The organism is Vibrio pomeroyi (assembly GCA_041879425.1).
GTDB lineage: Bacteria > Pseudomonadota > Gammaproteobacteria > Enterobacterales > Vibrionaceae > Vibrio > Vibrio pomeroyi_A.
On sequence record CP090854.1, the window covers coordinates 1,676,393 to 1,689,559 of the forward strand.

Annotated in this window: 9 protein-coding genes; 7 read left to right on the forward strand and 2 right to left on the reverse strand. The window is 43.0% G+C overall.

All coding sequences use genetic code 11. The features are described from left to right. Positions 1 to 229: 229 nt before the first annotated feature. A complete protein-coding gene (locus L0992_07590; protein ID XGB68535.1) occupies positions 230 to 1,489 on the reverse strand; it encodes an adenylosuccinate synthase in 1,260 nt (419 codons plus the stop codon). A 384-nt stretch (positions 1,490 to 1,873) separates the two neighbouring features. Here L0992_07590 and L0992_07595 point away from each other — a divergent pair, with 384 nt between their 5' ends. From L0992_07595 to L0992_07615, 5 genes are all read left to right on the forward strand, one after another. Further along, entirely contained in the window at positions 1,874 to 2,791 is a 918-nt protein-coding gene (locus L0992_07595; protein XGB68536.1) for a LysR family transcriptional regulator, read from the forward strand. A 221-nt stretch (positions 2,792 to 3,012) separates the two neighbouring features. Further along, positions 3,013 to 3,987 (forward strand): CDF family Co(II)/Ni(II) efflux transporter DmeF, encoded by a 975-nt coding sequence (gene dmeF / locus L0992_07600; GenBank protein XGB68537.1) that lies wholly within the window; start codon positions 3,013 to 3,015, stop codon positions 3,985 to 3,987. Beyond that, the gene (locus tag L0992_07605) at positions 3,965 to 4,381 is read left to right on the forward strand and encodes a MarR family transcriptional regulator (GenBank protein XGB68538.1); all 417 of its coding nucleotides are present in this window, start codon (positions 3,965 to 3,967) and stop codon (positions 4,379 to 4,381) included. The genes dmeF and L0992_07605 overlap by 23 nt, the downstream gene beginning before the upstream one ends. Positions 4,382 to 5,055: 674 nt before the next feature. Further along, entirely contained in the window at positions 5,056 to 6,465 is a 1,410-nt protein-coding gene (locus L0992_07610; protein ID XGB68539.1) for a hypothetical protein, read from the forward strand. Between the two features lie 570 nt (positions 6,466 to 7,035). Beyond that, entirely contained in the window at positions 7,036 to 8,745 is a 1,710-nt protein-coding gene (locus L0992_07615) for a methyl-accepting chemotaxis protein (protein XGB68705.1), read from the forward strand. A gap of 233 nt (positions 8,746 to 8,978) precedes the next feature. Here L0992_07615 and L0992_07620 read toward each other — a convergent pair whose 3' ends face one another. Next, positions 8,979 to 9,218: a PAS factor family protein gene (locus L0992_07620; GenBank protein XGB68540.1), complete on the reverse strand. Its 240-nt coding sequence runs from the start codon at positions 9,216 to 9,218 to the stop codon at positions 8,979 to 8,981. Between the two features lie 265 nt (positions 9,219 to 9,483). Between L0992_07620 and L0992_07625 the strand changes: the two genes are divergently transcribed. Beyond that, positions 9,484 to 10,479: a DHH family phosphoesterase gene (locus L0992_07625; protein XGB68541.1), complete on the forward strand. Its 996-nt coding sequence runs from the start codon at positions 9,484 to 9,486 to the stop codon at positions 10,477 to 10,479. Positions 10,480 to 10,969: 490 nt separating this feature from the next. Beyond that, positions 10,970 to 13,159, forward strand: a complete 2,190-nt coding sequence (locus L0992_07630; GenBank protein XGB68542.1) for a glycosyl hydrolase family 18 protein — start codon at positions 10,970 to 10,972, stop codon at positions 13,157 to 13,159. Positions 13,160 to 13,167: the final 8 nt, after the last annotated feature.

Sequence of the window (13,167 nt, forward strand, 5' to 3'; positions counted from 1 at the left end):
ATCTAGCGCCTATTTGGGAGAAATGTCGCCTTATCGAAGATGAACACTGTGAGCCTAAATTCAGCTTAACCTTAACACCATTGATATTAAGGAAGAATAGATAGTAAAAATAGTTGCGATCCAATATGAACCAGTATTTGATTTAGTCTTGAAAGACGTTCGTGACAATCGTAAAAAAGCCCACTGGATGTGGGCTTTGATGTAGATGATGCCTTAGCTATTTTCGAAACTAAGCTCGAATGATCATTTGCTCGCGCTCAGGACCTACCGATACCATTACAATTGGCACGCCCATCAATTCTTCAATGCGAGTAACATAATCCTGTGCAGCTTGAGGAAGGCTTTCAAAAGTGCGACAACCTGTGATGTCTTCATCCCAACCCGCCATGTCTTCATAAACAGGCTTCAGCTCAGCCGTTTGTGGCCAAATTGGGTTTTCGCTGTGCTCGCCTGCATATGCAGTACAGATCTTTAACTCAGCCAAACCAGACAAACAATCAATCTTAGTTAGAGCGATTTCTGTCGCTGCTTGCAGTTCAACGCCGTTGCGCGTTGCTACAGCATCGAAGTAACCCATATCACGTGGGCGACCTGTAGTAGCACCGTATTCGTTAGAGCTCTCACGGAAGCTATCTTGCTCTTCCATTGCTGTAACCAGAGTACCTGTACCGACTGATGAGCTGAATGCCTTAGCCACTGCAATAACGCGCTCAGGGCGAAGGGCAGGTAAACCACTACCAATACCCGCATAAGCTGCCGTTACATTTGATGATGTTGTCCAAGGGTATTCACCGTAAACCAAGTCACGACCTGCACCGAGTTGAGCTTCAAACAGCAGGTTTGCGTCTTGTGCTTGAAGTGCCTTAAGGGGCTCGGTCACGTTACAAATGAATGGGCGCCAAGCTTTCGTCACTTCAAGTAGCCATTCAGTCATTTCTGAAGCGGTCTGAGTAAAGTCACATATAGGGTAAAGGGCTTTTAGTTGAGGCATTTTCCAATCAAGCATGAATTGAATGCGCTGCTCTAGAATCTCTGGTTGATTTAGCCAACCCACAAGGATGCCTTTTTTCATCACGCGATCGCCGTATGCTGGTGCGATACCTTGGCGAGTTGAACCATAAGCTGCATCACCTAAGCGCTCTTCTTCAAGCGTATCTTCCAGCGCGTGCAGTGGTAGGCACAGTGTCGCACGATCAGAAATAGCAAGTTTAACGTCAACATTTGCTGCTTGAACTTCTGCGATTTCTTCGCTTAATGCTGCAGGGCTAATGACCATGCCAGGGCCAAGTACAGCCGTACAGTCAGGGTTAAAAATACCACTTGGAAGTTGGTGCAGCTTGAATGTACCGAAGTCGTTAACTACGGTATGGCCTGCATTGTTTCCGCCTTGGAAACGAATGCTTGCAGATGCTTCTGCTGCTAAAAAATCGACGATGCGGCCTTTGCCTTCATCACCCCAGTTTGCACCCACAACAACGATAGATGGCATAAGTTTATCTCCTGACTGATTGAGAAATCATGTTAGTGCTGCATTGTGGATAAGAGAAATTAATTATCTTTATTATCTTGATAAGGATTCCATATAACTCTAAAGTCTTAATCATAAGCGAGATTCCCTATCATGTTCGTCCCTCACTGTAGGGAATGACGGAGTGGGGCCCTTGTAGTCAAGAGTGACACTCGTAATGTTGAATTGATTCTTAGGCGTCATTCCAGAACCGAGGGACGAGGTATCAGGAATCTCAAACCAGAAGCGAGATTCCCTATCGCGTTCGTTTCTCATTGTGGGGAATGACAGGGTAAGGTTGTTCGTCGTCTTGAGAAATAACGAAGTGGGGCATACCTAGTAGCTGGAAGTAACACATGAGAGAAGATGATGCTTGATATTAATTTGTTGAACACGTTTGTAACGTTAGCTGAACACAAACATTTCGGTAAGGCGGCTAGTGTTCTGCATATGACGCAGCCAAATGTGAGCTTGCATCTAAAGCAACTCGAACAGCTAACACGTATCAAGCTAATAGAAAGAAGCCCATTTCAGCTAACTCAAGCGGGCGAAAGGCTATTAGAAACCAGTAAAAGAACCTTGCTTGAGTTACAGGTATGTCAGGCTGATCTGAATGCGATTAATGACCTCAAAATCGGGACGCTAACCATTGCGGTTAGTGACATTATCTCTCGATTTCTATTGATTCGTCCTTTCCAGAAGTTCAAAGCTCAGTACCCGGGCATCGATCTCACCTTGCTTAACACCACCTCATCTCAAGCATCCAGTTTGGTAAAGAATGCCAAGGCAGACCTGGGTTTTGTGATTGCGAAAGAGCAGCATAACGAGTCGCTCTATTTTACTAAACTGCAAGAACTATCATGGTGCGCTCTGGGAGATGGTTTAGAGCCTCAAAGCACCGATAACTCGAAGGATAATGATCCTAAGAACGATGAAGTCGAGCCAGAACTGACCTTGATCCTACTAGGTCACGATACGAGAACTCGAGACTTTATCGACGAAGGACTACCTAGTTTGAATCTACCTAATTACAGAGTGATGGAAGTTGGCAGTGTTGATGCACAAATTGACTGGGCTGAAGCGGGATTTGGCGTTGCCATCATTCCTGAGTTCGCTATATCAACCAAGCCACACCTCAAATCGAAAGTCACACCACTACTCAATTTCTCTAGTACAAGCCTCGGTTACATTGTGAGGCAGAATCAAGTGTTGTCGAAAGCCACAAAGCAGTTATTGGGTTGGGTGAATGATGAGATTACATTACTCCAGAAAAGCGTTGACTAGCGTCGCAGCAAACTCACATAACAACCAATAAATGGATCTGAGCCCACTGTATGTGGGCTTTTTTGTCGCTGCCATATACGTCACAGGAAATACCGCATTGACAATGTTTGATTATCAAACTAAATTTAGCGATATTTATTTGACAGTCAAACTACTTGTTCATCAAAGTAGTTTGATTGATAAGTGACATCAACTTTGAGCATAAGACTAAGGACGCCATTTTGAGCTTTACAACCCACCACCAACACAACTTCTCTTCACATAACTGCCAAGGTGAAAAGCGAACTTTCTATGTCCTGCTACTGACTGTCACGACCATGTTTATCGAAATCATCGCAGGTACTGTTTATGGCTCGATGGCATTGCTTGCAGATGGTTGGCACATGGGGACGCACGCAGCAGCGTTTGGCATCACTTTGTTTGCTTATCGCTATGCAAGAAAACATGCTGATAGTGCTCGTTTCTCTTTTGGTACTGGTAAAGTGAGTGTGCTAGGGGGCTACACCAGCGCTATTGCTTTGGGAATTGTGGCTCTGTTGATGCTGGTGGAATCGGTGCATCGTTTGTTCAACCCTCAAGCCATTCAATTTAACGAAGCAATTATCGTCGCTTGTATCGGTCTTACAGTGAATGTCGTAAGCATGTTCTTGTTGGGAGACCACCATCACGACCATGATCATGGACACACTCACGGGCATTCGCATGGTCATTCACATAGTCATGAAGATACTCATCATCATAGTCACACTGGCGACCATCATGATCACAATCTACGCGCAGCATACATGCACGTTTTGGCGGATACGTTAACGTCGTTACTTGCAATTGTGGCACTACTGATTGGTAAGTTTTATGGTTGGAACTGGTTAGATGCAGTGATGGGGATGGTCGGCGCGCTGGTTATTGCTAAGTGGACTATGAACCTTATGAAACAGACTAGCCCAATCTTACTCGATGAAAATATCCACCAGGAATACCGTGACTCGGTGATCGAAACGTTATCGCCTTATGCTTCCGTGACAGATTTTCATATGTGGAAGGTGAGTGGTCATCATTATTCAGCAGCGGTTACTCTTGAATCGATCAGTGATAAATCCGTTTCTGAATATAAACAAATGCTCGCCAAGTTTGATAAGATAAATCACCTTACTCTTGAAGTGCACTCAAACGGCCATGCAAAACATAGAACAGCTTAACCAAATATTGACTGAGTTCTACGATAAAATGTCTTCGTGGGAGCAATCGGTTGTTAAAGAAACGGGTTACTCGCTCGCGCAGGTCCATACGATTGAAGTGTTGGGCATGCATGGTGCGTTGAGAATGAAAGAGCTTGCCGAAAAGCTTGGTATTACAACAGGCACACTTACTGTTCAAATTGAGAAGTTAGTTAAGGCAGAGTTGATTGAACGTCATCAACACCCAACCGATCGCCGAGCAATTGTGGTTGCTTTGACTGATGAAGGGCGAAAGATCCACGTTCACCATAACCAACTTCACCTAAATCTCGTAAACGAGTTAACCCAAGACATAGAAGAACAAGACAAAGCGGTGCTATTGAAGTGCTTAACCCAAATGGTGAAAGCTTTTTAACACGCGGCAGGTTACCAGCTCGTATCCAAGGGCGAGGGGGCAATACTTCCCTTTCAGACTATGAATGGTTAGCACATAAAATGGACCTACTTAATCAGTAGGTCCTTTTTTTTGCAAATAAATACGAATGTTTATTTATTGTTAAATTACCCCTCCTTGTTAATAAATAATTAAACATTCACTTCGGTTATCTATATTTCTTAATTTAAGAAGTAATAGATCGTTAAATAGGGTCATTGACTACAAAGTAAAATAGATTCTCGATTTTCATGCCTACAATTGAACAGTATTCATAATTTTCTGTATTAATCTTAAATAATCATCCAATTCTAAGTCATTGAGCAACATAGCTATTCAGTGATAGATAGCGAGATGATAAAGAAGAATATTATTTTCTAATCACTGGTTATCTACTTTGAACATGATATTTCTTATTCGGATTTATCAGTCTCACAAATGAGAATGGTTGAATTGTGTACGAATTTATTCTTTACACAAATATGACTTTGTCAGATTATCGTTAGCAATTGAACGGTGTTTTATTGTTGGTGTGTGCGATCTGGTATTGCATGCTGGCGGTAGAAGACTTGTCCGAAGGACCTATAAATTCTAAGAAGAAATATAACCATTACTCTCGTCATGGCTCGATTTTTTACGATTAAGGAAAAGTAAATATGAATTTTATGCAAGCGACATCATTACTAGTCATGGGTTTAACTGTAACTGCCTGTGGGGGTGGTGGGGGATCATCTAGCCCAAGTACTGCTGGGTCTTCAACGTCAACAGTTGCCGTTACACCAAAGCCGAAAACAGTAATGACATCGACAGCCAATGGCGCTTCAAAGGCAGCTGTTCCTGCGTTAGTCGGACAAACCGCAGATATTATTCCAATGAATAACAATATGGTTCATGTTATCTACTCGTTGTTACGCGTTCAAGATCTTCAAAGAGGAAATCAAATAGCCGATAATACAAAGGCTTATATCGATAATTCGACAACTCTTGATTTGACAGGATTGGATATTCCACTAGTAAATATAGATATGCCGAGTCCAACCCTAATTGAGCTTCCTGCTTTTCACTGTTATGAAACCAATAACCTAGCCGTAAAAAAAGAAGGTAGAGAACTGTATATCGATGGTGTGATATCAGAATATGAAGCTTTAATAAAAAATGGGGCGGGAAATAACGTCACAGCATCATGTACTAATAACAAATTGAATGAGTACACTTTTAAAAATACGGTGGTTAACGAAGATTTAATTGTTGAGTCAATCGACTCGGTATCTTATGAAGACTCGGTGACTTCAAATACAGTTTTTCTACCGACATACCAATTCTCTGCTCTTGTGTATGAACAGCGACTAAAAAGCAATTTTGGTAACGCTTGGGCGTTGATGCAAAACGAGCACATTAATAGCGCAGCCAAAGAATTGGGTAACCATTTATTCGTATCGAGCTTAAGAACGATCGACTTGGACATTAGCGGTCTAACGAATGAAGCATTAATCGATTTCGATAGCCTAGATAAAGTGCAGCTACTTAACGGTGCAATTTGGGGGATGCCAGGGCAGGGCGTTGCTGACCAACGCTGGTGTAAGATCGTTAACTTACCAGATAACTCTAACGCAGATACACTTAAATACCAGGCGGTAATTGCGACCAATTGTGCACGCTCAACAAAACGTTGGTGTAATACATTGAATCCTAGCGACATTGCATTAAATGCCGCACCACCGGTTGCTTGGAATGATTCAACTGCTGCTGCAGCGCAATTCACGGCTGACGCAGAGAAAATACAGTTCGTAAACTCTGGTTCGAAATATCAATCTTTGCTTCCCAATGTATCTAGCGTGGCTTCATACTCTGCTATAACACCTCTATTTGGTTATGGAGATCCTGTCAACACAAACTCATATGGTCAAAGCAACAATGCGGGTTTAAGTTCACAAGCAGGTCGTACTGCATCATGCCAAGCAATGATGAACCCAAGCCACACAGAGATGGGGTTAGGTTATGCTCATCACTTAATACTGAACTCAAACTATTCGCTACACAGCTTTTGGACTCAAACGTTTAACTAAATGCGTTTATGGACATTGAGAGGCCTATGAGTCCTTGGGTCAGAATACTTAGGGTCAGCTGACCTTAGTTACAAAGCCGACAGTTGATGTCGGCTTTTTACTATTTGGTGAGTGGTTCCGACGCTCATTGATTAGTGATTTGTTTACTAAAATTAAGGACTTATTACAGGAACTCATCTAAACAAAAGGTGCGGTGAGAAAATCTACAGACCCCTTTGTTTTAAAGGTGTCAGGACTGTTTTTAACGTTTGTATCAAACATGAGAAACCTTTGTATCCCAATTTTATAATCTTGCTAATGTACATCGTACCAATTTGTGTTATTGATAATTTTAACTTTAGTGAGTGCTATTATTTGCATTTTCAATGAATGTGCAATAGCGAGATATAGAGGCAAAACAGCCCCTGTAAAGCGCCCATTATTGGTAAAAAGATAAAAATAACGAAATAGCATGGGCAAGATAACACAGTCAAACGCCCAGCCTTAGATACCTAAATTTAGTAAAGACGAGTCACATCTATGGATATAAAGAAAAAGCTCTATTCATTGGGAATGTTTTCCATTTTCGGCATGATTTCATTGCTGTTTACTACCTCGCAATTCGCAGATACAACTGCTCAAATGAGCGAAGCCAAACAAATCACTAAAGAGCTGGAAGTTCGCCTGCTTAACCTCCGCCGTAATGAGAAAGACTTCTTGTTGCGAAATGATATGAAGTACCTTGATAAGTTCGACGTAAACTACAACAAATTTTTGGCTTCAGAATCACAACTCAATGTGGTTCTGAACGATTTAGGTTTAGTAAACAGTACACACTTACGTGAAGACATCGAGGCTTACCACACGAGTTTTGTAGAGTTGGTCAAGGCGACGGAAGTTTATGGACTGGCAAGAGACAAAGGCTTATTAGGGCAGTTTCATGAAGTGTTAGACAGTATGAGTGCAACCGCAAATCCAGAGCAAAAAGTTGAGCTTTATCTTTTTAACGACCTGATTGAAAAGGGCACCTTTGATCCGAGCATGCTGTCATCAAGTTCCAGTGCTTTGCTACAAACAGCAAAGCAAGTGGTCGAGCAAAAACAACTCATTGGCTTGAAGCACAACGAAGGCCTGCTTGGTCAAGCGCGTGCAGGTTCTCACGTGATTGAAACTCAGTTTAAAGAGTTTTCAGCCGTACTGGACCAAGAAACTCAAAAGGAGATGGACAAACTATCGCTGATCAACAACATCCTTTGCGTCACATTGCTTGTGTCGATCATTTTGTTCAGCTGGTTAATCGTTCGCTCTATCATTGGCAAAATTGAATCACTGCTTTCGGTGATCCGTAATATTGTCGATTCCAACGATGTGTCGATTCGTTCACATCTTGATGGTAAAGACGAGTTGAGCACACTAGGTCAATACTTCAATCAGTTGCTTGATCAGCTTGAAGGCTTGATTTCTGCCTCTCAATCTAAGTCTCTACAACTGACTCAAAGTACCTCTAACATGCACGATGAGCTAGAGTCAGTAATCAAACAATTTGAGGTTCAAGCAAACCATACGTCGACTATGACCACATCTGTTCAAGAGATGGTACTAACGATTGGAGAAATCTCGGAAAGTACATCGGTTGCGGCTGAAGGGGTTCATCAAGCGAAAGTGAATGCCGATAAAGGCCGTGAAGTGGTTGTCGACACCATCAACAACATTACTCAGTTGTCTGAGCGTCTATCAAGTAGCCAAGACTCAATTAGCTCACTGAATCATCATGTTGACCAAATCGGAGATGCAGTCAACATCATCCAAGGTATTGCAGAACAAACCAACTTGCTGGCATTGAATGCAGCGATTGAAGCAGCGCGTGCGGGCGAACAAGGCCGAGGCTTTGCTGTTGTTGCGGATGAAGTTCGAGCTCTTGCAAGCAGAACGCATCAATCGACCACTGAAATCACCAGCGTTGTGACAGCAATACAGAGTCAAATGAACGCTTCAATGACCGAGATTGGCGAATGTAATCAGCAAGGCCAACTGACTCTGAAAGATTCTGAAGAGCTAGATGCTAGCCTGCAGCTTATCTTGAGCGACATGGAAAGCATTCAAGGTAATTCTGAACGTATTGCATCAGCGATTGAAGAGCAGGGTGCTGTAATGGCGCAAGTGAGTGATTCAATCACAGAGCTGAACACCATCTCGAACGACAACAACGCATCAGCTCAACACTGTTTAATTGAAGTCGATAAAGTTGCAGAGCAAGCGAATGATATGGACCAAGCCGTAGCGCAGTTCAAGACTTCATAAGCTCGACATAAGCAACTAATACCTAAGGCGCGGATTATCTGCGCCTTTTTTGTGTCTGGCATTTAAGATCTAATATGTTGGGTAAACTTATACTGCAGGCACAGAATAGTCAGCGGATTAGTATGACTAGAATATGGATAGGGAGTTTGAAGAAACGACCCGAGGGGGGAGGAGCAGGGTCGTTTCAGTGTTGCTTAGTTAAGCGAGTACGTAGATTGTATAATCAAAGGTGTTTACTTGCTTCTGCCTTCTAAGACTTCGAGCGCTAAACCTACAGCTTTATCAATATTGTCGCAGCCCGACAGCTTACCTGAACTGATAGGCCCTAACACATTGGCATATAAGGAAAGTTGTTTGTTAAACGGCAAGCTTAATTGCTCATATAATCGCTGGCGGATCTCGGCATGTTGCTCAGGAGCCTGGGCAGCAAGGCCTTTTAAAGTGTCATAAATGAGAGTTGTAGTCGTGTTCATTCGCATCTTTATCTTTGAGTGGGGGATGCTTATTTTATGATCATTTGGATAATAGTTGCTGTGATATATGTCATACAATAAGTCAAATAGTTCTATGTTTTACGGTTTTGCTCTCAGTGCTGTTTATCGAAATAAGAATAAGGCATTCCAAAATAGACTTAAGTATCTGTGCAATAACGTTAAAATGGTGTCAAGCACAAGCACGATAGAGCCTTCTTTGGCTCACTTGTAAACCGAGACGGAATCTCATAGGAAGAGGAACAACATGCATTACGACGTATTCAATGGAGATGCAGACGGCATTATCGCCTTACTGCAATTGCGCTTAAAAGAGCCAAAAGATAGCGTGCTCATTACTGGCGTAAAGCGTGATATTAAGTTGGTTTCTCAAGCCGTGTCCCAAATCGCAGAGCAGGACGATCACGCGAGCGTAGACTCTGTCACTGTGTTGGATGTGTCGATGGAGAAGAACTTACCTGCATTACAGTCGTTACTCGATAACGATATAGAGGTGTTTTATTGCGATCATCACCGCACGGGAGATATTCCTCAATCTAAGTACCTTGATACGCTGATTAACACAGCTCCGGAATGTTGCACCAGTTTATTAATCAACCAAAAGCTAAAGGGTGAGTATATTGCATGGGCAATTGCGGCGGCATTTGGTGATAACTTAAAAGCGGTAGCGACACGACTAGCAACATCTAGTGGCTTTGAGCAATCTCAAACTGACTTTTTAGAAGAACTGGGTACGCTCATTAATTACAACGGCTATGGCTCGTCGTTGAGTGATTTGCACTTCACGCCAACTGAGCTTTACCAAGCTCTTTATCAATATTCGAACCCGTTTGATCTCTTGGATGATAAAGACTCCGTGTTTTATCAACTTCGTGCCGCTTATCAAACTGACAACCAACAATTATCAAACCTAATCCCAATCTACGAGAGTGAGGTCGCACGAGTGTTTGAGTTGCCAGGGGAAACTTGGGCAAGGCGTATTAGTGGCGTTTTTGGGAACGAAATCGTTAATCAAGATCCAGATCGAGCGCAAGCCGTGTTAACCAAAAACCAAGATGGCGAATCTTATACTGTGAGTTTGCGAGCACCGTTATCCAATAGGACGGGTGCTGACGAAATTTGCTCTAGTTTTGATACGGGTGGTGGGAGAAAAGCCGCAGCTGGTATTAATCAGCTTAATGAAAATAATAAGATGAATTTTATTTCCAAAATTGAGACTTATTATTCATCTGTTGGCGAATGAATAGCCTCAAAGTTTAAGATTTAAACCGCCAAAAAGTATGCTTTATTACTTTGAACTTCAATTTTCGACCTAAACCCCTAGCATGTTTTAAGCTATTTGTGCTCATTGATTTTAGTGATGTTACTCGCAATGAAAAACTTCCTATCGCCAGTTCTGGCGGGGGCTGCGAAGGTGGGTTTTCATTTTTTAACTCAACATTTTTACCTATTGGATTATTTTAGAAGTCACTTAATTACCTCGGTGAATTAAGTGGCTTGACTTATTTTTCTGATAAATGATTTGAGCGATAAATATCTATTTTTAGCATTCTAGTTTGAATGAAAAGTCAAAATCATATTGATTCTAATATTCAATCTGTGACTTAAAATCACAAGTTAAATGAAAGGTCATCTTTTCCTATAAATTCCATTACTTATCTATAAATATTCATGGCTAAAATGAATTGGTTCGGTTGTGATTGGCACAGCTGTTGAGTAAGGAAGTGGGACTAATGTTGAAACGTAAAGCTCTACAATTAGCAGTATCGGTCGGCATGGCGGCTATGTCTGGCGCTGTTTATGCGAATGGTTCAGACATGACAAATCCAGATTCTGGTGTCGTGGTGGGTTATTGGCACAACTGGTGTGATGGTGGTGGTTACCAAGGCGGTAGTGCGCCATGTGTGACACTGGACGAAGTGAACCCGATGTACAACATTGTGAATGTGTCATTCATGAAGGTTTACGACGTGGCTGATGGTCGAATCCCAACTTTTAAACTGGACCCAACCATTGGGCTTTCAGAAGAACAATTTATTGACCAAATCTCTGAACTCAACAAGCAAGGTCGCTCTGTACTGATAGCGCTGGGTGGTGCCGATGCACACGTAGAACTTGAAACCGGTGATGAAAGAGCCTTTGCTGATGAGATCATTCGTCTTACTGAACGCTACGGCTTTGACGGTCTTGATATCGACCTTGAGCAAGCGGCTGTAACAGCAGCAAACAACCAAACGGTAATTCCTGATGCACTAAAGCTAGTGAAAGAACACTATCGTGCTGAAGGAAAAAACTTCCTTATTACTATGGCGCCTGAGTTCCCGTATCTAACGACTGGCGGAAAATACGTACCTTACATCGATAATCTAGAAGGTTACTACGACTGGATTAACCCACAGTTTTACAACCAAGGTGGCGATGGCATCTGGGTTGAAGGTGTCGGTTGGATCGCTCAAAACAATGATGCGCTCAAAGAAGAGTTCATCTACTACATCTCTGATTCTCTAATCAACGGTACGCGTGGCTTCCACAAGATCCCACACGACAAACTTGTGTTTGGTATCCCTTCAAGTATCGATGCTGCAGCGACGGGTTTTGTGCAAGAGCCACAAGATTTGTACGACGCATTCGATAGCCTAACGGCGCAAGGTCAGCCTCTACGTGGTGTAATGACTTGGTCTATCAACTGGGACATGGGTACCAACAAGAACGGCCAGCAATACAACGAACAGTTCATTAAAGACTACGGCCCTTTTGTTCATGGTCAAGTAACGCCGCCACCGGTTGAAGGTGAACCCGTACTGAAAGGTGTTGAGAACTCGCGCGTTCTACACGGAACGGCTTTCGACCCGATGGAAGGTGTAACCGCAACAGATAAAGAAGATGGCGACTTAACATCATCGATCGATGTTGAAGGTTACGTTGAAACCAGTGTTATCGGTACTTATGTTCTGACTTACCGTGTGAAAGACAGCGACAACAATGAAACAACGAAGGCAAGAACGGTAGAAGTTTACAGCCAAAAACCAGTTTTCGATGGTGTTTCAGATACAACAGTAATACTTGGTACTGCATTTGATCCAATGGCTGGTGTGACTGCAAACGATGCCGAAGATGGTGATCTAACGAGTTCTATTACACACACGGGCAGTGTCGATGTGAATGAAATGGGCAACTACACGCTTGTATACAGTGTGACAGACAGCGCTCATCAAACCGTCACTGCAGAGCGTAAAGTGTCTGTGACTGATGGCTCCAACTGTGCAGCTGAATGGGATGCCGACACCGTTTATGTTGAAGGTGACCAAGTATCACACGACGGCGCAACGTGGGGTGCAGGCTGGTATACCCGTGGCGAAGAGCCAGGAACGACAGGTGAGTGGGGTGTTTGGAGAAAGGTTTCAGACAGCTCATGTGGTGGCAACCCTGATCCGGGTGACGACCCAGAACTGCAAGTATCTGGCCTTAAGTCGGAATATGTACTGGATAACGGCAATGTACGTTTAGAGTTCACACTGACATCAAACGAAGCGTTAGATGTAACAGCGATGGTGATTAACAGCGCAGGCAACGTGGTTGAGCAGACTAAAGTTAACCTAACTGACAGCCGTGCAACCACAATGGATCTGTACGATGTAGCCGAAGGCCAATACAAGCTTGAAGTCGTAGGTAAAGCAACAGATGGCGAAATGGTGATGGTCGATAATTCATTCGCTATCAAAGAAGAGGGCGGCACAACGCCACCTCCAGGTGATTACCCTCCGTATGAAGCCGGAACGAATTATGAAGCGGGCGATATTGTAGTCGGCATCGACAATGGGTTATACGAATGTAAGCCTTGGCCATACACAGCGTGGTGTGCAAGCGCATCTTACGCTCCAGGAGATAGCCAATACTGGCAAGATGCTTGGACAAAGCAGTAATCAACTAG

Coding starts and splice junctions, on each gene's coding strand:
- L0992_07590 (XGB68535.1), bottom strand. CDS start 1,489: ATGCCATCTATCGTTGTTGTGGGTGCAAACTGGGGTGATGAAGGCAAA.
- L0992_07595 (XGB68536.1), top strand. CDS start 1,874: ATGATGCTTGATATTAATTTGTTGAACACGTTTGTAACGTTAGCTGAA.
- L0992_07605 (XGB68538.1), top strand. CDS start 3,965: ATGCAAAACATAGAACAGCTTAACCAAATATTGACTGAGTTCTACGAT.
- L0992_07610 (XGB68539.1), top strand. CDS start 5,056: ATGAATTTTATGCAAGCGACATCATTACTAGTCATGGGTTTAACTGTA.
- L0992_07615 (XGB68705.1), top strand. CDS start 7,036: ATGATTTCATTGCTGTTTACTACCTCGCAATTCGCAGATACAACTGCT.
- L0992_07620 (XGB68540.1), bottom strand. CDS start 9,218: ATGAACACGACTACAACTCTCATTTATGACACTTTAAAAGGCCTTGCT.
- L0992_07625 (XGB68541.1), top strand. CDS start 9,484: ATGCATTACGACGTATTCAATGGAGATGCAGACGGCATTATCGCCTTA.
- L0992_07630 (XGB68542.1), top strand. CDS start 10,970: ATGTTGAAACGTAAAGCTCTACAATTAGCAGTATCGGTCGGCATGGCG.